The sequence below is a fragment of the Nostoc sp. CHAB 5836 genome, from assembly GCF_020829445.1.
Taxonomy (GTDB): domain Bacteria; phylum Cyanobacteriota; class Cyanobacteriia; order Cyanobacteriales; family Nostocaceae; genus Nostoc.
On record NZ_JAIVFV010000050.1, the window covers coordinates 18,685 to 42,536 of the forward strand.

The window sequence follows — 23,852 nt, forward strand, 5'->3', positions numbered from 1 at the left end:
ATTCTTGATTTTATATTAGTCCACGGAGGTAGACTAAGCTTTGTGTAGTAGCGACTTCTAGTCGTCCAATACGTTTAAAACTTTTCACCCTTAAGTTTTTTCATGCCATCCAAAATCTTACCACCGCCTCTAAAACCTGGAGACTTACTACGAGTAATTGCCCCTAGTGGTGCTTTGCGAGAATTTGAGGCATTTGAACGGAGTATAGAAATTTGGCGATCGCGCGGCTACCAATTAGAAATCAGTCCCCACATAGATGACAAATGGGGTTATTTAGCAGGAACAGACGAAAACCGTCGTCACCAGCTAGCGGCAGCATGGCAAGATCCCCATTGTCGTGGTATCCTTTGTGCCAGAGGCGGTTTTGGCAGCACCCGCATCTTAGAAGATTGGAATTGGCAACTAAACTCAGTCCTTCCCAAGTGGCTTATAGGCTTTTCTGATATCACAGCTTTATTATGGAGCCTTTATACAGCAGGAATTTCCGGCGTTCACGGCCCGGTAATGACGACTTTGGCAGATGAGCCAGATTGGTCAATTAAGCGATTATTCGATTGGGTGGAAGGTCGTTCTTTCAGCCCTCTCAAAGGTTGCGGTTGGGGTGGTGGTGTGGTAAATGGGACTTTGTTACCAGGTAATCTGACGGTGGCTACTCACCTTTTGGGTACACCAATCCAGCCACCTCTAGATGGTGTAATTCTGGCGTTGGAGGATGTTACGGAAGCACCTTATCGCATTGACAGGATGCTGACGCAGTGGCGTTTGAGTGGTGCTTTGTCTAAAGTTTGTGGTATTGCTTTGGGGGGTTTTACTCGGTGTGAAGCGCCGCCAACTATATCTAGTTTTAGTGTAGAAGAAGTATTGCGCGATCGCTTGGGCGATTTGGGCATTCCTGTTGTCTCTGATTTGCCTTTTGGCCATGATAGTCCCAATGCAGCCTTACCAGTGGGTGTAGAGGTAACTTTAGATGGGGATGCGGGAATATTGGCGATCGCGCATCCACATTAAGTTAAAAAATGATTTTATCTTCACCTCTCACTAATGCTCTTAGTACAGTTTTGCGTAAAATCGTGGCCAATTGAGGGTTGAAATTTAAACGCAAAGGGGCGCAAAGGGAAGCGCAAAGGAACGCAAAGAGAATTCGCTACGAATTTATGAAATATTGTACTTAGTCTTGCACTGCAAGTTTTGTCCGGTCTAGTTGGCTAATAGAGAATGGTGCAAAATGTGAGTTTTAAGGCAATACACTTGGGTTAAGCATTTCCTCCTTCTCTCTTCTCTCTTCTCTCTGTGTTCTCTGCGCCTCTGTGGTTCGTAAAAAAAAGAGTTTCAGCCCTTTTGTGAACCGTATTGAGTTTTAAGGCATTTCCATACAATAAGATAAGTACGTTGGTGCAAAAAAACTCAAGTATGTTACGAAACATAAATAATCTCAAAACCCTTACTAATGACAAATGACAAATGACAAATGACAAATGACAGCCTTAGCCAGTTAACTTTAATTGCGCCGATCTACTTAAGTCAAACTTCTCATATAGGTATTACCAAACAAGAATACAATCTTTATGATGTAGTATGCCAACCTCTTCTATTACTTTGATGTTGGGAATAATTTTAATCAATTCTTCTTTTGTATAAGAATTAAAATCTTCTGGATTGATTTCATTGTATGTAATGTAGCCTTTCTTCGCAGAAAGCACGACCTTTTCTAAATAAACATCTTGGATTTCTCGCCTCATCTCTGTAAAAGCATAATTGCTAATTACAAGATCATAATTTTCTTTTGGCAATTCATTCATTGTCTTGTAGCTTAGTGTGGTGTTTAATATGTAATGATCTAAATACTTCTGAGCTAGTAATAGCACTGGTTTTAGATCAACTAAACGATAGCTTTTAACATTGAAATAACTGCTGATAATTCGGCACATTCCTCCATAACCAACGCCAAGTTCACATATATTAAAGTTATCTAGACTGCCAAACTCAGATTCCAAATCGGAGAGTATTTTAATGTAGCGTAAGGTAGCTGGGACTATTGTACCAATACCCTCGTAATCAAAAACTCTAGGATTGCCAATCCGATCATTCTTCCGAAATTCATCAATCTTACTCAACACATTAGAGGGAGATTTTTTAATTGCTTCCAGATACTCTTGACCTTGCTCAAAAGAGTCGTGTTCTAATGCCGAATTGTATATTTCATTCCGACGAAAATCTCTGAATATTGAAGAATCTAAACTAGCTTTTAAACAGAATTCAGGATAGTCAAAATTATCAGTAATGCTGGTCTGGAAAGTCTCATATTTTTTGTTCATGCTCACCTATGCCTTGATTTAATCTATTTAGAGACCATTTATAAAGTAAACCTAAAATTGCCGGATGCGTTAAAGCAGCGCGTAACGCAGACTCGCTCTCCGTGGCGCTATCGCCTTTGGCGTATCACTTGATTTTCTAATCCACTTACAGAATAATCTGCTAAATGCTCTGGTAAATTCCAATTAATTTTCGGATCTGGCTGATGTTTTACTGGTTCAACATTTCCGCGCCAAGCAGCTCCCATAATTTGCATAGTTTGGTAGATGATTGTGTTCCAGCCTTTTTGCTTTAAATAGTCTAAGCCTTGTGTGACATCAGGAGAATTTAAATCATGGAATAAAATTAAAGCATCCGCCTCAGCCAATTGTTCGCAGATAATCGTATCATTGAGAGGGGCTGGTGCTTGATGATCGCCATCAATGAAAATCAATGACCACTTGCGTTGTAATTGTTTAGCTAATTCCTCTACCTTTTGTGGGCTATAACCGGCTACTAGATTAATTGAGTCGAGAACATTAGCAAGTCGCAGAGAACTAGTTACACTTTCATAAATATCTTCTTCAGCTAAAATAGGATCAATTACATCTAATTGCACTCCTGCTAATGCCAGATGACAAGCAGACCAACCCCGCCAACAACCAATTTCTAAAGCTTTTTTTCCGGCAAATTGGAGTGCTGTATTATATAAAATATGTGCTTCATCTCGATTAAGGAACCCTACAGATGGCTTTTGTCTATCGACGTACCAGCGATGGAGAATCTCTGCACGTAAATAATTCCAATAAGAACTATTAGCCTCTCCAATAATCATATTGGGGAAGGAGGAATCAGGATGAATTATCTCCAAACCAGGTGAAATATAGTCCCAAGTTGACAGTGAGACATTTTTAATAATTTCATTAGTTTCAGTCATATCTGTTCTTCTCTAAAGAATTTGTCATCTACGAATTTTGTCAGTTTTACCAACGCAACATAGTACCATATTATGGTTGAATAGTTAATACTGAGGAAAATCATACAGGAATCCGATTTGATTTTTGAACAAAATTAGGTATTTGTAGGGTGCGTTAGCGTTTCGCGTAACGCACCAAACCCTTAAGAATGGTGCCGTACTTTCTGCGTTAACACACCCCACGTATATTTTCAAAAATCAAATATGAGTCCTATAATTTTCAGAATTGATACAATGCTCCAAGGAGGGTGATCCCACAATTTTTAGGGGAATTATGCCTACTAGAGGTATTTACGCACGAGGTGTAAGTTTGGCGATCGCATGGTTATCTAGCAAGAGCAGACCAAAACCACCACTACCACCTAGCATCAGGATAGCAAGATCCCGATTCCCGTGGTATCATCTGTGCCAGAGGTAGTTTTGGCAGCACCCACATTTTGTAAGATTAGCATTGGCAACAAAACTCAGGTTTTGAAAAAGACTTTTATTACTTGCGGATCATCCAAATGAATAATTTAGCTGATGTTTTTTTAGTATGAATATTCAAAGCCCTTTGACAGGTAAAACCGATATTACTTGGTTAAAAACTATAGCAGCAGATACACTAATTAACGATGAATACTTATTTGCATTCATACGGCAATCATATTTGCAGTATTTCACCTTTAGGAAAAATTATTTTTAATCGGTATACAATTCCTTTTTATGGATACTTTTTAAAAGCTGGATTAAGAAAGATTGTCACTGGTCACAGTATATACGTACAGTTTTGCAAATTAGATGGTCAAAAATATGATATTGATGAGTCAGGTGTGAACCTTGCTTTAGTAAGTTAGACATAGGAGTGAAAAAGAATGTAGAGAGACGTAGCACTGCTACATCTCTACAAGGGTTCTGGGTAACGCATATTTAATTTTTACCAGATGTCTGTTGATTTGCTCGTGGTCATTTGAGGATGGGTTATTAATTTGATGGCTGCATTTTTAATGTGTACTAACAGCCCTTTTTTCGCTACTAATACTTAAATTTCCTGGCAATCCATTATGAGTCCAATAAAATTTGATCCAATTCCAGAAATATCAGTTGTAATGTGTACTTACGATCGCGCCGAATATCTAGATAATAGCATTAATAGTGTTATCAATCAAACGTTGAAAGATTGGGAACTAATTATAGTTGATGATGGTAGCCAAGATAATACTTTTGAAATTGTCAATTCTTATGTGCAAAACTTCCAGAATATTCGTTATTTGAAACACCAAAATAAAAAATTAGGGTACTCTAAAAATGCTGGGATTCAAGCATCATTTGGCAAATATATCACCTTTCTTGACAGCGATGATACATACAGACCCAACCATCTAGAGTCTCGACTTCAATGTATGCAATCTCATCCAGAAATTGACTTGATTGAAGGAGGATTTTTCTCTGATGAAGAGATTTTTGTCGCCGATTATTTTAAATCAGATCAAATAATTAATTTACGCGAATGTGTTTTAGGCCCTACATTTTTTGGGAAGAGGAGAGTATTTTTTGATTTGCAGGGATTTAATAATATTTCCTATGGAGAAGATACAGACTTTTGGAAACGGGCAGAGAAAATTTTCAAAACTCAAAAAGTCACAGAACCACAAACCTACGTTTATACAAGAGCAGAAACAAGCATTACCAAGAATGTCTTGGAACAGCGCTCATTAACCTAAAAACTTTAATTCGGTTATGCATATTTGTCATATAGTTTTGAATAACATTGGTGGAGCGCCAAAAGTTGCGAATTCGCTAATTTCTTCTCAGGTCAAGGCTGGCTATGAGGTTTCTGCTGTGATCCTGACTGATTTAGATTCACGATGGATCTTATCTTTTAAATCAGCCCATAGAGTCATTGTGATGAAAATTGCCGGAACTTTATTTTATATTGGCGGAGCAATACACCAAATATGGGTAGCGATACAATTAAATAAGATCATTGCTGAACAGAAACCAGATATTATTATTTGTCATACTGTATTTATCACTAAGCTCTTTTATTTATCTCAATTTATTCTGGGAAGTTTATCTGTTCCATATATTAGTTATATTCATAGTGATTACATTTCTGAATCGCAGATTGAACGTCAAACAGATTCCATTACTGGATTAATCCAAAACTTATCTACAAGTATTTCTAGGTGGATTGATCTGCGTGCTATTCAACAAGCTAATGGACTAGTTTTTGTTTGCAAAGCTCTTTATGAAAGATTCTCAAACTTTGGTTTAAATCCCCATCGAATAGTAATATCCTACAATCCAGCCATAGATGATACAAATAACGAGCCTCTTAATCCTACAGCCAATTCCTGGTTAAACAACTCTCAGTTAATTACCTTTGTATGTGCTTCCAGATTTCATCATCAAAAAGACCATAAAACCTTACTCAAAGCATTTGCTAAAGCTAGTGAAAATAACTTAAATATCCGGCTGATTTTGCTAGGAGACGGTGAATTAGAGACAGAAATACAAGTTTTGGCAAATTCTTTAGCTATTAATAATATTGTTCTTTTTGCAGGATCTGTCCCCAATCCTAGGGCTTACTTCTCACTGTCTAGGGCAGTTATACTTGCTTCTCATTTTGAAGGCTTACCACTGGTTCTTGTAGAAGCTGTAGCCAGTGGGGTAACGTTTATTGCTAGTGATTGTCCAGTTGGCCCTCGTGAGATTTCTGAAATCCTGAAATGTGGAACGATAGTACCACCAAGTGATGTTGATGCATTAGCAGAAGCTATCATTGACCATGTAAAAACTCCTCAGCAGAAGATTGATCGCTCTGAGCAAATTGCACAATTTTTTAGTGAGACTAGCTGTGGAAATCAGTTAGAAAGTTTAATTCAGCAAGTTGTTTCTCAAGGACTGTTCAGTTAGCGTCAAAAACCTTGTATTGCGTAGGTTGGGTTGAGGAACGAAACCCAACCGAAGAGCGGGGTTTGTTGGGTTTCACTAAAGTTCAACCCAACCTACAATTATCCACAAAGCCAAGCGTATTGACTTATAAACAATTTGCATGAATATTAATTTGATAGCTCCCAAAATTAGAGATATTTGGCATTCTTTGATCAATTCTGCTCGGCAACTTTCGCTTATAGGAATTATTCTGAGTTTGTCTCTGATGTTTTTATCGAGTTGTCAGCAAATTAGACCAAAGGACAATGGAGTAATTCATCTGACACTTTGGCAATCGATTAATCCCCCTGCACATCGAGATATTTTTGAAAAATTAGTCGATAAATTTAATCAAACTCATCCTGATATTCAGGTTGAGTCTATCTTTGAACCGGAACCTAATTTACCAAAAATATTAACATCAGTTGTTGCGAATGTGCCCCCAGATATCGTGTCATTCCACAGTGAATTTACAGGTCAATTTGTGGAATTAGGCGCACTTCGACCTTTAGAAGATTGGTTGGATAAATCGCCGCTCAAGTCAGACATTAGACCTAACTTATTGTCAGAAATGCAGTTGGACGGTCACATTTGGTCAGTGCCAATGCACACCAGTAATATTGGGATTTTTTACCGTCCTAAACTTTTTGAAGCTGCGGGAATCACAGAAATACCCAAAACCTGGGATGAGTTGAGACAAGTTGCCAAAAAATTAACTATAGACCGCAATGGCGATCGCCGCCCCGAACAGTATGGCATATTACTGCCTTTAGGAAAAGGTGGATGGACTGTGATTAGTTGGTTGCCGTTTTTATATAGTGCCGGAGGTGAAATTGTAACCAATAATCGCCCCAATTTAACAAATGTAGGTGCGATCGCCGCCTTAAAATTTTGGGAAGAATTGATCAAAGATGGTTCCGTAATGCTTTCTGCCCCAGAACAAGGTTATGAAGAGGAAGCTTTTCTTACAGGTCGTGTTGCAATGCAGATCACAGGCCCTTGGACGTTAATCATGAAATCTGAGGTTGATCATCAGGTGTTACCCATACCCGCAGGTGTCAAAGCTGCTACAGTCACAGGTACTGGAAATTTTTTTGTGATGAAGACCACACCAGCGAGAGAGCAAGCAGCATTCAAATTTTTGGAATATGTTTTGAGTGAGGAATTCCAAATAGAATGGAGTATGGGGACGGGTTTTTTGCCAGTTACGCTCAAGTCAGCTCAAAGCAAAGCTTATCAACAATTTCTCACCGATAAACCAGTGTTAAAAGTGTTTTTTGACCAACTATCTGTGGCACGTTCTCAACCGATTATTGCTGGATATAGCCGTCTTTCTGACAGTCTTGGTCGAGCTATAGAAGCGACATTGCTAGGAGAGTCTGCTGAAAAAGCCCTCAAGACAGCACAAGAGCGTTTAGAGTTGATTTGGCATGATTAAGTAAGTCGGCAAGAATAAACCAAACTATATTACGAAACGTAAATACACTTTAAACCCTTATAAATGAAGAAGGACAAATGACAGTCTTAGTACAGATGCAGCATTAATTCGTGGTGAATTGAGGGTTGAAATTTAAACGCAAAGGGAAGCGCATAGGCGCTTCGCCTTCCCGCAGGGTAGGAACGCAAAGAGAATTCGCTACGAATTTATGAAATATTGTACTTAGCCAGTTAGCTTTATTTGCGTCGCTCTACTTAGTAAATGGAATATATCGACAAAATTCAGGGAGAAACTTCAGTTTTGGGATGTAAATTTCTTTTCAATGTACACAAGCCAATTGCTGGGATGGCTCCCAAAATCACTGCTGTAAGTCCTTGTCCACTCCAATATAAGATGGGAGTACGGTAGGTTTCTGGAATCAAATTTTGGATCAGAAAAAGTAACCAAACCAAAATAGTGATTAAGAAAAAAGAGATTGAGGGTAAAAAATTCCACCACCAAATGTCTGCTGTATATCGCTTCAATACCAGCCATTGGCAAATACCTAGCCAAATACCAGAAATAATATATGCGATCGCAGACAAAATTCCTAAAATCAAAGTATCTTCAGGAAATGATGAGGCAATAATTGAAATGTAGTTAATCCAAGCTGTAGAAACGCTGTTGGCAATCAGCCAACCGATGCTAGTAGCAAATAGCCATTGCCAACCCGGTAAATATCGGTAAAGAACAAGGCTCTGGTCAGCAGCGAAAATCACCGCAAATACAACGTTACTGAGACTTCTAACCAAAGTGTTCCATGTTTGTGGTTGCATAGCAACGCTAGCTGAGAGACTTTGAAGAATAATTTTCTCTAAGGCGATACTAGCAACGCCACCCACAACCCATCCGATCAGGGTCATTAAGGTAAACTGAACAAAGAACCTCTGTCGCTGCGATCGCGGAATCAAAAACTTTCCTGGGTTAGGCTCATTATTAGCAGATGCAACATGATCGGGAGTGTTAGAGTCAGTTTGCATAGGGAGTGGGGGATGTGGGGGATGAGGGAGATGAGGGGGATGAGGGAGATGAGGGGATAAGAAGAATAATCATGTCTAATGGCTAATGCGCAATCCCCGGTTCAATATTGATTCTTGTTTTATCCTATTTCGTAATCCTCACTCCTCACTCTCTAGCCGCTACTCTCTACTTCCCACTCCCCTTTTACTCCAAACCTGCTAAAAAAGCGTAATCCCAGAATGATAAGCTAAACAGTGGCATAAAAATTGTGACTTAGGATGAAGTGATAAATGGGTGTTTATTCAACGACTCCTCATCTCTTACGGGCGGCTCGTGGTGAAGTAGTAGATCGTCCCCCTGTATGGATGATGCGACAAGCGGGACGATACATGAAAGCATATCGAGACTTAAGAGATAAGTATCCTTCGTTTCGCGATCGCTCGGAAATTCCAGATGTAGCAATTGAAGTTTCCTTGCAACCGTGGAGAGCTTTCCAGCCAGATGGAGTAATTTTATTTTCTGATATTGTCACCCCATTACCTGGTTTGGGTATTGACATGGATATTGCCGAAGGTAAAGGGCCAATCATTCACTCACCCCTCCGGACTCAAGAACAAATTGATAGCTTGCGTCCTTTACAACCAGAAGCAGATCTACCATTTATCAAAACAATTTTGCAAGCGTTGCGTTCGGAAGTCGGCGATAAATCAACGGTGTTGGGCTTTGTGGGTGCGCCGTGGACTTTAGCAGCTTATGCAGTGGAGGGAAAAGGTTCTAAAACCTATTCCATCATCAAAAACATGGCATTTTCCGATCCGACCATATTGCATCAACTATTAGCTAAATTAGCAGATGCGATCGCTATCTATGCCCGCTACCAAATTGACTCTGGCGCTCAAGTTGTGCAAATGTTCGATTCTTGGGCGGGTCAATTGAGTCCTCAAGATTATGACACCTTTGCTCTCCCCTATCAGCAGAGAGTTTTCCAACAAGTCAAGCAAACCCACCCCGATACACCTTTGATTTTGTTAGTTAGTGGTAGTGCGGGTGTATTGGAAAGAATGGCACAATCTGGCGCGGATATTGTCAGTGTAGACTGGGCTGTGGATATGGCAGACGCACGAGCCAGATTGGGTAAGCAAGTCAAAGTTCAAGGAAATCTTGACCCAGGCGTGTTATTCGGCTCTAAACAGTTTATCCGCGATCGCATTCTCGATACCGTTCGCAAAGCTGGTAATTGGGGTCACATTCTCAATCTCGGTCACGGTGTCCTACCAGAAACTCCCGAAGAAAATGTCGCTTTCTTCTTTGAAACCGCAAAAGAACTTAATCTTGCAGGAGTTAAGGCTTGAGAGTTAGGAGTTTGGAGTTAGGAGTTTGGAGTTAGGAGTTTGGAGTTAGGAGTTTGGAGTTATAAACTATAAAGTTATCAGTTGCGAGGTGCAAAGTTATCTTTTATTCTTAACTCCTCACTTCTAACTCCTAACTTTATTAATGATTCCTGATTGGGAACTTTTAACTTAATTCTTAATTCTTAACTCCCAACTCCCAACTCCCAACTCCCAACTCCCAACTCCCAACTCCTAACTCCTAACTCCTAACCCCTAACCCCCAACTCCCAACTCCTAACTCCTAACTTTTAACTGCTAACTCCTAACTGCTAACTCCTAACTGCTAACTCCTAACTGCTAACTTATTAAAATCTTAGTATGAGCCAGAAACGGATTTTATTGACTGGTGCAAGTGGTTGTATAGGTCATTATTTAACAGAAGCCTTAATTAAGGAAACAGATTACGAACTGTATCTACTAGTTAGGAACCCAAGCAAACTGCAAGTTGATACCAATGCGCGTTTAGGCCTCAACGTTTTACAAGGTGATATGCAAAATATTCACCAGTTTGCCGATTTGCTATCCACAATTGATACGGCGGTACTCACAGCCACAGCTTGGGGTGGTGATGAGACATTTGATATTAATGTCGTCAAGACTATAGAGTTGCTTCAACTCCTAGATCCAGAACGTTGTCAGCAGGTAATTTATTTTTCGACAGCTAGCGTTTTGGATCGCTACAATCAACCATTAAAAGAAGCTGGAGAAATTGGGACAGATTATATCCGTTCTAAATATGAGTGCTTACAGAAAAAAGAAAAATTAGCGATCGCACCCAAAATTACGACAGTATTTCCCACTTTAGTATTGGGCGGTGATGCGAATAAACCTTATTCTGCTGTCACATCTGGTATTACAGAAGTGACGAAATATATCAATTTGATTCGCTTTTTAGAAGCAGATGGTAGTTTTCACTTTATCCACGCACGAGATATTGCCACTGTAGTACGATATTTAATTGATCGTCCTCCGGAAAACGATCAACCACGTCGGCTTGTTTTAGGTCAGGTAGAGTTAACTGCTAATCAAGCAGTGGAAGAAGTTTGTGCTTATTTAGGCAAAAAGATTTACTTTCGTATTCCCATATCTATAGCATTGGCTAATTTGATTATTGTTCTGTTCAGAATTCAGATGGCCGCTTGGGACAGATTTTGCATGAACTATCGGCATTTCACCTATGAAAAATTCATCAATCCCGATAGTTTTGGCTTGCCAAATTATTGTGCAACCATGAGTGATGTTTTAAAAATTAGTGGTGTTGAAGGTGTGAACTAAGGTATTTGACACTCTTAACAATTCAGCGATCGCAATTCTGGAAAGATAATAATCAGGGCTAAATGCGGAAAGTCAGATTTAGTTGGGGATTTAGGGGACTCGTTACTACCCAATACTGCGTAGGTTTTTAATATTTGTAGGTTGGGTTGAGCGCAATGCGAAACCCAACAAACCCCGCTCTTCGGTTGGGTTTCGTTCCTCAAACGCCACGTGCTACCCTGCGGGAACGCTAAAAGCGAACAAGTCTCTTAACCCGCAAGGGCGCAGTGGCTCCCCAACCTACACATTTTTTATTTTTTTGCCAAAACCTACGCAGTATTGCAACGCACCCTACTTAAACTTCATCTGTCGTAGAGGTTTAGCACGTTGCTAAACCCAACATATTCTAATTCTAGATGCGAAATCACAGCAGTCCATTGCGATCGCATTGAGTCAGATGTTAAAACTTTTAGTGTATTGAATCATACCAAAAATATCTTTATGGCACGGCGATCGCATACATTCAACTCTCTTTAAAATGCACCATAACCACGTTAAGCTGAATTAAAGTAGCAATTTATTGCGCTTTTTAAGACTAAAATCTCTGTTTTTGTGAAATTTTAATTTTTTCTGTTTGAGAAACCCGGAATGCTAGACCGAATTTTTGATTACCTCAACTTTCATTTCAGCGTTGAAGCCCCCATAGTTCTGCTGATCCTGATATTTTTAGAGGCGGTGTTATCTGCCGATAACGCGATCGCCCTGGCTGCGATCGCTCAAGGGCTAGAAGACAAAGAACTTGAGCGTAAGGCCCTCAACTTTGGTTTAGTCGTTGCCTATGTGCTACGAATCACCCTAATTTTAACTGCCACTTGGGTGCAACAATTCTGGCAATTTGAATTATTGGGCGCTGCTTACCTACTGTGGTTGGTATTCCAGCACTTTAGCTCTCAACAAAGTGAAGACGATCACCATCACGGGCCGCGTTTTAATTCGTTGTTGCAAGCTATACCCGTGATTGCATTTACAGATTTGGCATTTTCTTTGGATAGCGTGACAACTGCGATCGCAGTTTCTCAAGAAAAATGGCTAGTGCTGACGGGTGCAACAATTGGTATTATTACGCTGCGATTCATGGCGGGATTGTTTATCCGTTGGCTAGACGAATATGAAAACCTAGAGGATGCAGGCTACATAACTGTAGCGTTTGTAGGCTTGCGCTTGTTGTTAAAAGTGGTGAACGATAGTTTAGTTCCACCAGAATGGATAATGATTGCTGCCATCTTCCTAATTTTAGGCTGGGGATTTTCCAAGCGTGTTGGCACTGAATTGCCCCAGGTAGAACCAGAAAAGAGCGAAGTCTCTAAGTAATTGAGGAGTGAGGAGTGAGGAGTTATTAAATGAATCTTTAACTCCTGACTCTTAACTTTTTAGGACTTACGTAACTGGCATATTATTTTTAGTTTGTAGTGAGGACTTTAGTCCTCTTTCATCAGGGCTGTTCGCGGAGCGTTTCCGTAGGGTAGCCCTTACTACAAACTAAAAGCTTTTATTTTTTGTGACACTTGCGTAAGTTCTACTCCTAACTCCTAACTCCCTATTACTCGTGCAACCAAGGCGTTAAATGTGGTTGCCAACTGACCAATTCTTCATCCTTAAACCATAAGGCTATTTCCTGTTGCGCGGTTTCTGGAGCATCAGAACCGTGGATTAAGTTGCGACCAATATTCAGCCCAAAATCGCCGCGAATCGTTCCCGGCTCTGCTGTTAAGGGGTTTGTCGCACCAATAATCTTTCTGGCAGATGCAATGACACCATCACCTTCCCATACCATCGCCACCACTGGGCTAGAAGTGATAAATTCCACTAGACCACCAAAAAAGGGACGTTCCCGGTGAACACCATAGTGTTGTTGGGCCAATTCCCGACTAACTTTTAGGAACTTTAAACCAACTAGGGTAAAACCTTTAGTTTCAAAGCGACGGATAATTTCCCCCACCAGTCCCCGTTGTACTCCATCAGGCTTAATTGCTAAGAATGTGCGTTCCATTGCTATCTCCCAAAACTTAATGAATTTTTTATTTAGTCCTTTGTCATTTGTCGCTTGTCCTTTGTCATTTGTCCTTTGTCCTTTGCTAATGACCAATACTTCGACTTCGCTCAGTACAAGTGACCAATGACCAATGACCAATGACCAATGACTCTTGACCAATGACTCTTGACCAATCAGAGTTTATCTTAGAAATTATCTTTAGGCGCATATACGTTCCCAAATGAATGCGTTAAATTGTTAATTTGTGGGTGAAAAACAGAGGTTAGGAAGAAATGGGTGTTGATTCAACTGCTACATCTGACGAGGTGGTACTACCGTCCAATGGACACAAAGAAGTGAAAAATCATAAGCACAAAAAACTGTTACCACCTAGTCCTACCACAGGAGATTTACCTCGCTCCTGGAAAATTGAGGATAGTGAAGCACTATACCGCATTGAAGGTTGGGGACAACCCTATTTTTCCATTAGCGCTGCTGGTCACGTTACCGTAGCACCCAAGGGCGATCGCGGGGGTTCGCTAGACTTGTTTGAATTGGTCAATGCCATGAAACAGCGCAACTTGGGGCTTCCCATGTTGATTCGCTTTTCTGATATTTTGGAAGACCGAATTGAACGGTTGAACGCTTGTTTTGCCAAAGCGATCGCCCGCTACAACTACCCTGGTGTCTACCGTGGCGTCTTTCCCGTCAAGTGTAACCAAGAACGGCATCTGATTGAGGATTTAGTGAAATTTGGCAAGCCTCATCAATTTGGTTTAGAAGCCGGTTCCAAGCCAGAATTAATGATTGCTCTGGCTGTGTTGGATACACCAGGAGCATTGTTAGTTTGCAACGGCTACAAAGACCGAGAATACATCGAAACGGCAATGCTAGCCCAAAGACTAGGGCAAACACCAATCATCGTCTTAGAACAGATTGAAGAGGTTGATTTGGTGATTGATGCCAATCGCCAGTTAGGTATTAAGCCGATATTAGGTGTTCGTGCTAAACTCAGTACCCAAGGTATGGGACGTTGGGGAGCCTCTAGTGGCGATCGCGCTAAATTTGGTTTGACAATGCCTGAGGTCATCGAGGCTGTTGACAAGTTACGAGAAGCTAACCTGCTCGATTCTTTGCAGTTAATGCACTTCCACATTGGCTCACAAATCTCTGCCATCAATGTGATTAAAGATGCTATCCAAGAAGCCAGCCGCATTTACGTCGAATTGGCGATGCTGGGGGCGGATATGAAATACCTTGATGTTGGTGGCGGCTTGGGCGTAGATTATGATGGCTCCCAAACCAACTTCTACGCATCGAAAAATTACAATATGCAGAACTATGCCAACGACATCGTGGCAGAGTTAAAAGATACCTGTGCAGAGGGGCAGATTACCGTACCAACACTGATTAGTGAAAGTGGACGAGCGCTGGCTTCCCATCAGTCGCTGCTGATTTTTGATGTTCTCAGCACTAGCGATGTTCCCCTCGACATCCCAGAGCCACCGCAAGAGGGAGAATCGCCAATTATTAATTATCTTTGGGAAACTTACCAATCCATCAATCAAGAGAACTATCAAGAATTCTACCACGACGCTGCACAATTCAAAGAAGAAGCCATCAGCCGCTTTAACTTAGGAATTTTACGCCTCAGAGAACGAGCCAAGGCCGAACGCCTCTACTGGGCTTGTTGTCAAAAAATTCTTAACATCACTAGACAGCAAGAATACGTACCTGATGAACTGGAAGACCTAGAAAAAATCATGGCTTCCATCTACTACGTGAATATGTCAGTATTTCAATCGGCACCAGATTGCTGGGCGATCGACCAGCTATTCCCGATCATGCCAATCCACCGCTTGGATGAAGAACCAACGCGGCGGGGAATTTTAGCAGACCTTACCTGCGACAGTGACGGCAAAATCGATCGCTTTATAGACCTGCGCGATGTCAAGTCAGTTTTAGAACTACATACCTATAAGCCCGGAGAACCCTATTATTTGGGGATGTTCTTGAATGGAGCTTACCAGGAAATTATGGGCAATTTGCACAACCTGTTTGGCGACACTAACGCCGTTCACATCCAATTGACGCCCAAAGGCTACCAGATTGAACACGTTGTCAAAGGTGACACCATGAGCGAAGTAGTCAGCTACGTCCAGTATGACTCCGAAGATATGGTGGAAAACATTCGCCAGCGTTGTGAGAAAGCATTAGAAGAAAAGCGCATCACCCTAGCAGAATCTCAGCGACTGCTGCAAACCTACGAGCAGAGTCTCCGAAGATATACGTACTTAAATAGTTAGGAGTTAGGAGTGAAGAGTTAGGAGTGAAGAGTTAGGAGTGAAGAGTGAAATACAAACTCCCAACTCCCAACTCCCAACTCCCAACTCCCAACTCCCAACTCCTAACTTTAATTTGCGCTTGTCCCCAACAATTCCTCTATCGCTTGTCGCTCAACAGGGGTCTGTGATGGCACTGTCTGACGAGCATCGGTAATCAGCCAGTCTAAAGCAGCAGCTTGAACATCGATCGCGGCGCCAGTTTTATCCACGCAATAACGTCCAAATACCAGCTTATCGACTAACCTGACTCCGGGGCCCAAGCGTGACCATTCAAAAATCACGCTGTTTTCTACTGTTGCACCACTACATATCCAACAATTGGGGCCAATCATCGCAGGGCCGACAATTTTAGCTCCATCTTCGATTCTCGTCATGCCGCCAATGTAAACTGGGCCTGTGATATCCACTTTGTCCCAATTGATGGCGACATTTAAGCCAGTGTAGATGCCAGGGGCAACTTCATGACCGGGGATTTGCACATTTTTGATTTCACCTAGCAGCACACCGCGAATTGCCCGCCAATAGTCTGGTACTTTACCAATATCTACCCATTCAAAGTCCATAGGGATGGCGTAGAAGGGAGCTTTGATTTCTACCAATTTGGGAAACAATTGGCTACCAATGTCATATTCGACACCAGAGGGGATATAATTAAAAACCTCTGGCTCAAAGATGTAAATACCTGTGTTGATATTGGTGCTGAGGGCTTCTTCAATTGAAGGCTTTTCTTGGAAAGCTTCGATGCGACCATCTTCGTCAGTGACAACCACACCGTAGCTAGAAACTTCTTCCTTGGGGACAGATTTCGTGATAATAGTAGCGATCGCACCTTTAGCTTTATGCCATTTAACTGCCGCAGTTAAATCCAAGTCAATCAATGCATCACCGCACAAAACCACAAAGGTATCATCAAAAAACGGCGAGAAGTCTTGGATGCGGCGCATCCCTCCAGCTGAACCGATTGCTTCTCCCTCTAATTTACCGTCGTCACCAATTTTCCCTTCAAACGAATAGGCAATCTGCACCCCAAATCGCTGACCGTCACGGAAATAGTTTTCTATTTCCTCAGCCAAATGACTAACGTTGACCATAATTTGGTCAAATCCATGTTGGCGTAACAGTTCCAGCAAGAACTCCATCACTGGCTTTTGCAGGATGGGAATCATCGGTTTGGGAATTGTATAGGTAATCGGACGCACGCGAGTACCCTTACCAGCCGCGAGAATCATCGCTTTCATAAAAATTTATTCCTCAACCACAAGCCAGTTTACTTTCATCGAGTGATACTTTATCATCAGTTTTTATTTCTGCTCTAAGTTGTCCCCAAACAGGGATAACAGGAATTTAGTGGTTATTACAACCATAGTTATACTTGGATGACAAGCGATCGCTTATCTTTTCAATTTACTCGGATTTTGGGACTGAAGCACAAATCTGTAAATTATCTGTAGAGCTACTTTTGGCTTCCTCAGTTCATTGGGTGTTCAAAGGGTTTGCAGATATTGGCTGAATCTGTAAGTAAACGAATTTTAATCTCATGGTAAAACTCTTCTTGAAATAGCTCTACTTTCGATTGAGCCGAGAGTAATAGTAGCGCCCAGAAAACGCTAACTAGTTGACTGTGTTCAGACTCATGTCCAGAGTCATTTTGATTGAGAAGCTTTGTCTGAGTCCATAACTCTACAAGTTGTTCTAAATTTAGCTCTCTTGCCGACATCTTCAACACCTGCTCCAGTTGCCTAGCGACTTCTGTCAGATTTTCTTGGTGAGCTAACTCTAGCGCCTCCCGCATACTTTGGACGCTAGGTTGACGCCTGGGACGGATTGGTTTGCTGACTTTTTCTACCAGTTTCAGTTGGTTCGCCATAATCTGCAATTGCTCGATTAACTCTTGCAGAGTCACCCGGCGCTTTGGTGGCGGCATTGCCGCTGGACGACGACGCAATTGCCGTTCTAATGGTAGACGATGACCCTGATGTGATACACCGTCTTCACTTAAAAACAAGGAATCATTATTTACATCCTCTTCTGCATCCCCTACTGTTGACAATTGCATCAAGGTATTAGCTTTGAACAATACCAGCATTGATGCTGACAAAAAAGCCTGTCCAGATTGAGACAAGTCCGCTTCATAGCCTCTTCCGATTGACTCCGGTGCCATTAGTTCTAAGTAACGGTCAATCACCTCAATCACTTGGACATCCCAAGGATCAATTTCTCCCTGCTGGGCTTGATAAATCAAGAGTGTGATTGTTTCTAATAGCTCGGAAGCTTCCATCAACGGGTTCTAAATTAATTAATCAGAATCAAGTAAATTCAACACTAAACTCATTGACTATTGGCAAAGCGTGTACTTTATACATTTGCTTGCACTTCTTTGAATCAGGAATTGCCTGCTGGCAGTATCCTCTGAAATTTGTAATCAATCCCCATTGTGAATTGTGAGATCAGATTGTGCAACTTTTGACCGTGCCAATTTTAGATTAGGACTTACGCAACTGTCATATTATTTGGAGTTTGTAGTGAACGCGAGTGCGTCTCCTTGGCGTGGTCACTGAGCGACTTGTGCCGAGCGGAGTCGAGGTAAGTCGAAGTGCAGCCTAAGAGACCATTTATAAAGTAAACCTTAAATTGTCGGGTGCGTTAAAGCTGAGAGTACGGCACCTGGAAATATGCGCTTCTCAATTGCATGGAATACAGACCTAACCCCCAGCCCCTTCCCTACAAGGGAAGGGGAGTAAGACTCAAAGCCTCTCTCCTCTTAGGAGAGAGGTTTGGAGAGAGGTCAAAACTGTACTGCATCCAAGCGAGAACCGCTATAAGAGTTCCCGCCCCGTTGGCGCACCCTCTCGTAGAGAAGGGGCTTGGTAAAATTCTTGATGGGGCTGATCATTAATCTGATCATCATAGATATTTTTAACAAAGATATGTATAAGCGTATCTGATAGCAAGGAACCAAATCAAAATGGACAAAACCATAGCTGACCTTCGCAAAGACTACACCTTGGAAGGTTTGAGCGAACTTGAAGTAGACCTCAATCCTTTTATCCAATTTAAAAAATGGTTTTCTCAGGCTCTAGCAGCAGAACTTCCGGAACCAAATGCCATGACCATTGCTACCGCCACCCCAGACGGTAAGCCTTCAGCCAGAATGGTGCTGCTTAAGGATTTTGATGAACGGGGCTTTGCCTTCTTTACCAACTACAACAGTCACAAAGGACAAGAACTGGCAGAAAATCCCCAGGCGGCTTTAGTCTTCTGGTGGGCAGAACTGGAGCGTCAAGTCCGAATTTCGGGGTATGTGGAAAAAGTTTCCCAAACTGAGTCTGACCGATATTTTCACACTCGCCCTGCCAACAGTCGCCTGGGTGCGTGGATATCCAATCAAAGTGAGGTGATAGGAAGCCGAGAGGTTCTTGAAAGACGCTTGCAGGAATTCCAGAGTAAATATGAAAATCAGGAGATTCCCCGACCGCCTCATTGGGGAGGCTTACGAGTGATTCCCACAGAAATTGAGTTTTGGCAAGGACGCCCTAGTAGGTTACACGATCGCTTGCTCTATACCCGTTTAGATAATGGCACTTGGAATATTGAGCGGTTGTCACCTTGAGGGGGATGAGGGGGATGAGGGGGATGAGGGGGATGAGGGGGATGAGGGGGATGAGGGGGATGAGGAAGAATTTACTTCCCTCATCTCCCCCTGCTCCCTCATCTCCCCCTGCTCCCTCATCTCCCCCTGCTCCCTCATCTCCCCCTGCTCCCTCATCTCCCCCTGGCTCGTTCACCATGAGGGCTGGAATCAATATGTAGAATATTTACCACCAAATATCTCCTGATTAGCGAGGATTTTTGCTTTTACTTTTTTCGAGATGAATAGTCTATTGTTCTTGAACTGTGGCTGCTTTGGGAGGAAACTGAATTCTGGGATCTGGCATGAAATTGTATCTTAAGTACAATCCTCCCCAGACAAACAGGACAATTAACAATGTACCAATACCAAGGGGACTAGGAAGCCAAAAAACAGCTTCTATGTGGTTTAGCTCACCAGGCTGGAGTTTCCACAGTAGTTGATTGCCATTCTTTTCTGGCTGTATTGCCGTTTCAGTTAGTTGAATATTTTTGGCTCCCCAAGGAGTCTTCAAGCTAAATTCTAAATCGAGAATTGAACCAGCATTACTCAAGACGTTACCTTTGCTGGCAATTAGAGACAGCGATCGCAAATCCAAATCATAAATCAACCGATTTCGGACTAAAAGTAAAAAATAATTCTGCTCCAAGAGGACATTTGATTCAATTTTCGGCAGTTCTGAGTTAGATTCGCTCTGCACAGACTCAGAGGGTTGATTCACACGCGAATTAAAAAATTCGTTGAACTTCTCTTGCAATTCCCTACCATTACTAAAAGGAATTGTGACGATGATTTCTTCTTGGGAAACTCGTTGCGCTTTACCTTCAAGTTGACGGGCACGGCGTTCTATGCTATTTAACCATTCATACACAGAATCGCCACTAAAGCTGGTTAGTCGTTCTCCCAACTTAATATGCTGTACTAGTTCGCCACTATTTGAGTTGTCAAAGTTAATTCCCACATCGTACTTAACACAGCCAGTCAGTAGCAGAGATGTTAACAAAACTACCCACAAAATAGGATTTCCGATGGGAAAGACGCGGTTCATTCGATTTCGACCATTCAGTGGTGAGGGAAATTTCTTCTTCGTCAACGCAAAACTAAATGGTCTGATTAACCACAGGAAAATCTTTCCGAAAATTGAAGAATTCATAACTATAAGTCTCCCCAAAAGTCAACAATCCAAAATTGGCATCAGCCAGGGATTCCTGAAAAACTCAACCAAACCAAGTAGGAGATGGTTAAGGCAATGGCAATTAGCGCCACCCAGATAAAGCGATTATCTCTGGTATTGACCTGACTGAGGTCAACGAATTCTGGCTCTGGAGGTTTAGGCTTTTGTTCGCCAGAAGATTTAGTAGATTTAGCAGCTACAGAAATTTTGAGTTCATTATCGGCTAATGCGGCCAAATCGGGGATTTCGGTCATCCATTCGCTGGGTCTTTTTAGCTTTGGTGCTTTTAAGATGTAAAGCATCCGTCGCGCTTGTTTGCTGGTTTCAAAATGGGGATGGCGTTTGAGTCTTTCGCAAAGAGCGATCGCATCATCGCTACGTCCAACGGCTTCATAAGCTGTCACCAGATAAATTTCTACTTCGCCCCCAAGGCGAGAATTACCAGCTAACAGGGCGCTAGCCTTTTCTAAATTTTCTATAGCTTCGCGGTATTGCCCATTTTCAAAGGCAACTTTCCCATTCTGGTAACGGGTTTTAGCAATTTCTAAACTTTCTGCACTCACGTCTTATACACAAATCAGCACTGTTTTAATTTTGCCAATGCCAGCAATTTTTTTGGAATCTTTTCTAAACTTTTAATTTCCTCTACAAGGTAAGCTGCGAACCAAGAATCATCGTCCCAATCCCAACATCAGTAAAGATTTCTAGTAACAGGGCATGAGGAATGCGACCATCAATGATGTGTGCTGCACGGACTCCTTGAGCAAGCGATCGCACACAGCAATTCACTTTGGGAATCATCCCACCACTGACTATACCATCAGCAATCAGCTCGCGGGCTTCGCGGATATCTACTTTCGGAATCAAAGTAGATGGGTCTTTGTAATCTTTTAAAATTCCACTGGTGTCGGTCAGTAAAATTAACTTTTCTGCTCCTAATGCAGCAGCGATTTCTCCCGCTACAGTATCGGCGTTAATATTATAAGCTTGCCCTGTCTCATCTGCGGCGACGCTAGACACTACCGGAATATAGCCATTGCTAGCGAGGGTGTCTAAAATCTTGATATTGACATTGCTGACTTCCCCCACAAAACCGATGCCTTCTTGACCTTGGGGACGGGCTGTAAATAGATTACCGTCTTTACCGCAAAGCCCGACCGCCAATCCACCAGCTTGATTAATTAGGGCGACAATTTCTTTGTTAACTCGACCAACTAAAACCATTTCCACCACATCCATTGTGGAGGTATCAGTGACTCGCAGACCATTTTTAAATTGTGGTTCGATGCCCAGCTTATCTAACCAACTGTTAATTTCTGGGCCACCGCCGTGTACTACAATTGGACGCAAGCCCACGCATGATAAGAATACAATATCGCGGATAACTTTGTCTTTGAGTGTGCTATCTTTCATTGCTGCGCCACCATATTTGACAACAACAGTGCGACCGGCGAATTGTTGGATATAAGGTAGTGCTTCGCTGAGTACACGTACACGAGTGGCTTCAGCTTGCCTGATGTATTCAGAATCGTTGACCGTCATGAGGAGCCGCCGTTGAAAATTAAAACCTATTTCAGTCAGTGTAGAAGACTTTGGAACCTGCAACAATAACAGAAGGGGCATTGGTCAAAAGAGGCTCCAGGGGCAAAGCGATGACAATGATCCCAGTTTAGCTCAACAGGTGGCGACGCAGTTTGTCAAAGATCCCAGCATTCTGGCTGTAGTAGGACATTTAGAGAAAGGATTCGGGGAATTTTTTTGAGAGAGTGATCAATTGAATTCGTGCTGACGTTATAAATCTAATGAAGGAGGATTTTGACCATGCCTAGAGTAAACGTTCCACCCAATTTCATCGGCACTGACAGTGCGGACAATATAGTCGGGGAAGAGTTAAATACATCTTTCGGAATTGAAATTGAGATTTTAAATTCAGGTATTGAGATTTTAAGTCCAGGGGCAATTGGAATTAAGATTTTAAGTCCAGGTTCCATTGATACACGCTCAGGAAACGACACCATTAAGGGCAGTGGTAGTAGTACTGGTGGTAACGTTGGCGACGACGAATACGGCGGCGACGGCGGTACTGGCACTGGCATCGCTAATAATGGCACTCTGAATACAGGCTCAGGAAACGACACGATCACCGCCACAGGCAATGGCGGCAACGGCGTCCGCGGCTTCGGCTACAACGCCTTACCCGTCGTAAACGGCGGTACTGGAACTGGTATCACTAACAGTGGCAGTATTAATACCGGAGATGGAGAAAACACGATCACTGGCACCGGTATCGGTGGCAACGGCTTCACCGACATTCGCACCTACAACTCCTCAGGCGTCGCATACGGCGGTAAGGGAACTGGTATCACTAACGGTGGCAGTATTAATACCGGAGAGAAATTTCTCTTTGCAGATAGCTCTTTGGACTACAGTACTTTGGTAAATGGCGCATGAGTTTGCTCACAATTGAGACAACACGGAACATACAGCAAAGTCCCGTGACACCCTCTGGCTGTAGGCATCAATTGCCCAAATTAACCTAAGTAAGTCGGTGAAAATAAATCAAACTATGTGACGAAACGTAAACGGGCTTGAAACCCTTGCCAAGGACGAATGACAAAGGACAAATGACAGCCATTACCAGTTATCTTTAATTGCGCCGACCTACTTACCATGTTCAATAGCTGTGGAAGCGATCGCTCCTTCAAACCTCTAGAATTGAAATCATTCGGCTGAAGCTAGGGATTGACACTCTCAGCCCTAAAGGGACTGAGATTCTGCGGACAAAGAAGAATTCGGAAGAATCCAAAGTCTAACTCTCGCTGCGGTCGTCAAACACCGCCTACCCAGTAAGCCTAAGTCAATGCTTAGATTGCTGGCTACTTTTCGTAAAATATTCGCGCTAGCGTTCAAATCGGCGTTTAGAATTGAACCATTGGCCGACCGATACAAACCACGTTCAATTCGCTTTCCAGATGCTTTCCAACCAATAGGTTTCTCACCGTATTTGGGTAGGGAGTCTCCATCTAAATAGCTCGATTTGGAAGTGTAGGCTTCTTCGGTTTCCTGAAATCTAATTCCGTGTAAATTACACAGTTGTTTTAATCGGTCTTTGAGCTTACCCAAAGGCATTTGAACAAACTTTTGGTTGTTCACTCTACCCATGTTGGCAGCTTCCTTAAAGCCTTCGTTCCACCCAATCACTAGAGTGCCAAGACCAGATCTAAGAGGTTGTTTGAAAAGTCGGAGAGATGGTAAAAAAGCTCTCTGGGTATACGCTGTGAATAGATAATAGACAGCACCGAGAGAGCGACATGAGTAAAGCATACCCCAGCAATCTGACCCTCGCCCAATATGAATTTCTGAGTGACATGATTCCAGAACCAAAACCCGGTGGTCGCAAGCGTGAA

At 42.2% G+C, this 23,852-nt stretch carries 23 protein-coding genes; 13 read left to right on the top strand and 10 right to left on the bottom strand.

Features of this window, described 5'->3' with window-relative positions:
- Positions 1 to 102 precede the first annotated feature (102 nt).
- Positions 103 to 1,008, top strand: coding sequence for an LD-carboxypeptidase (locus LC605_RS12535; protein WP_229547865.1), 906 nt, complete (start codon positions 103 to 105; stop codon positions 1,006 to 1,008).
- A 533-nt stretch (positions 1,009 to 1,541) separates the two neighbouring features.
- On the opposite strand, the gene LC605_RS12540 is transcribed toward LC605_RS12535, so the two are convergent.
- Together LC605_RS12540 and LC605_RS12545 are read right to left on the bottom strand one after the other, a co-directional pair.
- On the bottom strand, positions 1,542 to 2,315 hold the full coding sequence (locus LC605_RS12540; protein ID WP_229547866.1) for a putative sugar O-methyltransferase: 774 nt from the start codon (positions 2,313 to 2,315) through the stop codon (positions 1,542 to 1,544).
- 107 nt (positions 2,316 to 2,422) lie between these two features.
- Entirely contained in the window at positions 2,423 to 3,229 is an 807-nt protein-coding gene (locus tag LC605_RS12545; RefSeq protein ID WP_229547867.1) for a class I SAM-dependent methyltransferase, read from the bottom strand.
- A gap of 1,082 nt (positions 3,230 to 4,311) precedes the next feature.
- Between LC605_RS12545 and LC605_RS12550 the strand changes: the two genes are divergently transcribed.
- The 3 genes from LC605_RS12550 (at position 4,312) to LC605_RS12560 (ending at position 7,622) form a co-directional block, all read left to right on the top strand.
- Positions 4,312 to 4,971 carry a glycosyltransferase family A protein gene (locus LC605_RS12550; protein ID WP_229547868.1) on the top strand — a complete coding sequence of 220 codons (660 nt, stop codon included), beginning with the start codon at positions 4,312 to 4,314 and terminating at the stop codon, positions 4,969 to 4,971.
- 37 nt (positions 4,972 to 5,008) lie between these two features.
- Positions 5,009 to 6,166 (top strand): glycosyltransferase, encoded by a 1,158-nt coding sequence (locus LC605_RS12555; protein WP_229547869.1) that lies wholly within the window; start codon positions 5,009 to 5,011, stop codon positions 6,164 to 6,166.
- 139 nt (positions 6,167 to 6,305) lie between these two features.
- The gene (locus LC605_RS12560) at positions 6,306 to 7,622 is read left to right on the top strand and encodes an ABC transporter substrate-binding protein (protein WP_229547870.1); all 1,317 of its coding nucleotides are present in this window, start codon (positions 6,306 to 6,308) and stop codon (positions 7,620 to 7,622) included.
- Between the two features lie 281 nt (positions 7,623 to 7,903).
- On the opposite strand, the gene LC605_RS12565 is transcribed toward LC605_RS12560, so the two are convergent.
- Entirely contained in the window at positions 7,904 to 8,641 is a 738-nt protein-coding gene (locus LC605_RS12565; RefSeq protein ID WP_229547871.1) for a hypothetical protein, read from the bottom strand.
- A gap of 270 nt (positions 8,642 to 8,911) precedes the next feature.
- On the opposite strand from LC605_RS12565, the gene hemE reads away from it, so the two are divergent.
- The 4 genes from hemE (at position 8,912) to LC605_RS12585 (ending at position 12,637) form a co-directional block, all read left to right on the top strand.
- Complete coding sequence (gene hemE, locus LC605_RS12570) at positions 8,912 to 9,973, top strand: uroporphyrinogen decarboxylase (RefSeq protein ID WP_229547872.1); 1,062 nt, start codon at positions 8,912 to 8,914, stop codon at positions 9,971 to 9,973.
- Between the two features lie 357 nt (positions 9,974 to 10,330).
- The gene (locus LC605_RS12575; protein WP_229547873.1) at positions 10,331 to 11,287 is read left to right on the top strand and encodes an NAD(P)-dependent oxidoreductase; all 957 of its coding nucleotides are present in this window, start codon (positions 10,331 to 10,333) and stop codon (positions 11,285 to 11,287) included.
- A gap of 366 nt (positions 11,288 to 11,653) precedes the next feature.
- Positions 11,654 to 11,803 carry a hypothetical protein gene (locus tag LC605_RS12580; protein ID WP_229547874.1) on the top strand — a complete coding sequence of 50 codons (150 nt, stop codon included), beginning with the start codon at positions 11,654 to 11,656 and terminating at the stop codon, positions 11,801 to 11,803.
- Positions 11,804 to 11,914: 111 nt separating this feature from the next.
- Positions 11,915 to 12,637: a TerC family protein gene (locus tag LC605_RS12585; protein WP_229547875.1), complete on the top strand. Its 723-nt coding sequence runs from the start codon at positions 11,915 to 11,917 to the stop codon at positions 12,635 to 12,637.
- 229 nt (positions 12,638 to 12,866) lie between these two features.
- Here the strand turns inward: LC605_RS12585 and ndk are convergent, their stop codons facing one another.
- Positions 12,867 to 13,316 (bottom strand): nucleoside-diphosphate kinase, encoded by a 450-nt coding sequence (ndk, locus tag LC605_RS12590; protein WP_229547887.1) that lies wholly within the window; start codon positions 13,314 to 13,316, stop codon positions 12,867 to 12,869.
- A 275-nt stretch (positions 13,317 to 13,591) separates the two neighbouring features.
- Between ndk and speA the strand changes: the two genes are divergently transcribed.
- Positions 13,592 to 15,604, top strand: coding sequence for a biosynthetic arginine decarboxylase (gene speA, locus LC605_RS12595; RefSeq protein ID WP_229547876.1), 2,013 nt, complete (start codon positions 13,592 to 13,594; stop codon positions 15,602 to 15,604).
- A gap of 107 nt (positions 15,605 to 15,711) precedes the next feature.
- Here speA and LC605_RS12600 read toward each other — a convergent pair whose 3' ends face one another.
- Entirely contained in the window at positions 15,712 to 16,881 is a 1,170-nt protein-coding gene (locus LC605_RS12600; protein ID WP_229547877.1) for a sugar phosphate nucleotidyltransferase, read from the bottom strand.
- A 230-nt stretch (positions 16,882 to 17,111) separates the two neighbouring features.
- Positions 17,112 to 17,921: a segregation/condensation protein A gene (locus LC605_RS12605; RefSeq protein ID WP_229547878.1), complete on the bottom strand. Its 810-nt coding sequence runs from the start codon at positions 17,919 to 17,921 to the stop codon at positions 17,112 to 17,114.
- A gap of 687 nt (positions 17,922 to 18,608) precedes the next feature.
- Here LC605_RS12605 and pdxH point away from each other — a divergent pair.
- Both pdxH and LC605_RS12615 read left to right on the top strand, forming a co-directional pair.
- Positions 18,609 to 19,253, top strand: coding sequence for a pyridoxamine 5'-phosphate oxidase (gene pdxH / locus LC605_RS12610; RefSeq protein ID WP_229547879.1), 645 nt, complete (start codon positions 18,609 to 18,611; stop codon positions 19,251 to 19,253).
- Positions 19,254 to 19,312: 59 nt separating this feature from the next.
- Positions 19,313 to 19,453, top strand: coding sequence for a hypothetical protein (locus LC605_RS12615; RefSeq protein ID WP_229547880.1), 141 nt, complete (start codon positions 19,313 to 19,315; stop codon positions 19,451 to 19,453).
- A 68-nt stretch (positions 19,454 to 19,521) separates the two neighbouring features.
- Here the strand turns inward: LC605_RS12615 and LC605_RS12620 are convergent, their stop codons facing one another.
- The 3 genes from LC605_RS12620 to argB form a co-directional block, all read right to left on the bottom strand.
- Positions 19,522 to 20,424, bottom strand: a complete 903-nt coding sequence (locus LC605_RS12620; protein ID WP_229547881.1) for a DUF3153 domain-containing protein — start codon at positions 20,422 to 20,424, stop codon at positions 19,522 to 19,524.
- A gap of 41 nt (positions 20,425 to 20,465) precedes the next feature.
- Positions 20,466 to 21,008, bottom strand: a complete 543-nt coding sequence (locus tag LC605_RS12625; protein ID WP_229547882.1) for a tetratricopeptide repeat protein — start codon at positions 21,006 to 21,008, stop codon at positions 20,466 to 20,468.
- A gap of 82 nt (positions 21,009 to 21,090) precedes the next feature.
- Positions 21,091 to 21,987 carry an acetylglutamate kinase gene (argB, locus tag LC605_RS12630; RefSeq protein WP_229547883.1) on the bottom strand — a complete coding sequence of 299 codons (897 nt, stop codon included), beginning with the start codon at positions 21,985 to 21,987 and terminating at the stop codon, positions 21,091 to 21,093.
- Positions 21,988 to 22,266: 279 nt separating this feature from the next.
- Here argB and LC605_RS12635 point away from each other — a divergent pair, with 279 nt between their 5' ends.
- On the top strand, positions 22,267 to 22,896 hold the full coding sequence (locus LC605_RS12635; protein ID WP_229547884.1) for a hypothetical protein: 630 nt from the start codon (positions 22,267 to 22,269) through the stop codon (positions 22,894 to 22,896).
- A 306-nt stretch (positions 22,897 to 23,202) separates the two neighbouring features.
- Here LC605_RS12635 and LC605_RS12640 read toward each other — a convergent pair whose 3' ends face one another.
- A complete protein-coding gene (locus LC605_RS12640) occupies positions 23,203 to 23,646 on the bottom strand; it encodes a transposase (RefSeq protein ID WP_229547885.1) in 444 nt (147 codons plus the stop codon).
- 110 nt (positions 23,647 to 23,756) lie between these two features.
- On the opposite strand from LC605_RS12640, the gene LC605_RS12645 reads away from it, so the two are divergent.
- Positions 23,757 to 23,852, top strand: a 96-nt coding sequence (locus LC605_RS12645) for a transposase (protein WP_369010353.1), incomplete at its 3' end; no start/stop codon positions are given.

Bases quoted from the DNA above. Each gene is read 5' to 3' on its own strand.
- LC605_RS12575 (WP_229547873.1), top strand. From the start codon at position 10,331: ATGAGCCAGAAACGGATTTTATTGACTGGTGCAAGTGGTTGTATAGGT.
- LC605_RS12635 (WP_229547884.1), top strand. From the start codon at position 22,267: ATGCCTAGAGTAAACGTTCCACCCAATTTCATCGGCACTGACAGTGCG.
- pdxH (WP_229547879.1), top strand. From the start codon at position 18,609: ATGGACAAAACCATAGCTGACCTTCGCAAAGACTACACCTTGGAAGGT.
- LC605_RS12605 (WP_229547878.1), bottom strand. From the start codon at position 17,921: ATGGAAGCTTCCGAGCTATTAGAAACAATCACACTCTTGATTTATCAA.
- LC605_RS12535 (WP_229547865.1), top strand. From the start codon at position 103: ATGCCATCCAAAATCTTACCACCGCCTCTAAAACCTGGAGACTTACTA.
- LC605_RS12560 (WP_229547870.1), top strand. From the start codon at position 6,306: ATGAATATTAATTTGATAGCTCCCAAAATTAGAGATATTTGGCATTCT.
- LC605_RS12615 (WP_229547880.1), top strand. From the start codon at position 19,313: ATGAGGAAGAATTTACTTCCCTCATCTCCCCCTGCTCCCTCATCTCCC.
- ndk (WP_229547887.1), bottom strand. From the start codon at position 13,316: ATGGAACGCACATTCTTAGCAATTAAGCCTGATGGAGTACAACGGGGA.
- hemE (WP_229547872.1), top strand. From the start codon at position 8,912: ATGGGTGTTTATTCAACGACTCCTCATCTCTTACGGGCGGCTCGTGGT.
- LC605_RS12540 (WP_229547866.1), bottom strand. From the start codon at position 2,315: ATGAACAAAAAATATGAGACTTTCCAGACCAGCATTACTGATAATTTT.
- LC605_RS12545 (WP_229547867.1), bottom strand. From the start codon at position 3,229: ATGACTGAAACTAATGAAATTATTAAAAATGTCTCACTGTCAACTTGG.
- LC605_RS12565 (WP_229547871.1), bottom strand. From the start codon at position 8,641: ATGCAAACTGACTCTAACACTCCCGATCATGTTGCATCTGCTAATAAT.
- argB (WP_229547883.1), bottom strand. From the start codon at position 21,987: ATGACGGTCAACGATTCTGAATACATCAGGCAAGCTGAAGCCACTCGT.
- LC605_RS12620 (WP_229547881.1), bottom strand. From the start codon at position 20,424: ATGAATTCTTCAATTTTCGGAAAGATTTTCCTGTGGTTAATCAGACCA.
- speA (WP_229547876.1), top strand. From the start codon at position 13,592: ATGGGTGTTGATTCAACTGCTACATCTGACGAGGTGGTACTACCGTCC.
- LC605_RS12550 (WP_229547868.1), top strand. From the start codon at position 4,312: ATGAGTCCAATAAAATTTGATCCAATTCCAGAAATATCAGTTGTAATG.
- LC605_RS12600 (WP_229547877.1), bottom strand. From the start codon at position 16,881: ATGAAAGCGATGATTCTCGCGGCTGGTAAGGGTACTCGCGTGCGTCCG.
- LC605_RS12585 (WP_229547875.1), top strand. From the start codon at position 11,915: ATGCTAGACCGAATTTTTGATTACCTCAACTTTCATTTCAGCGTTGAA.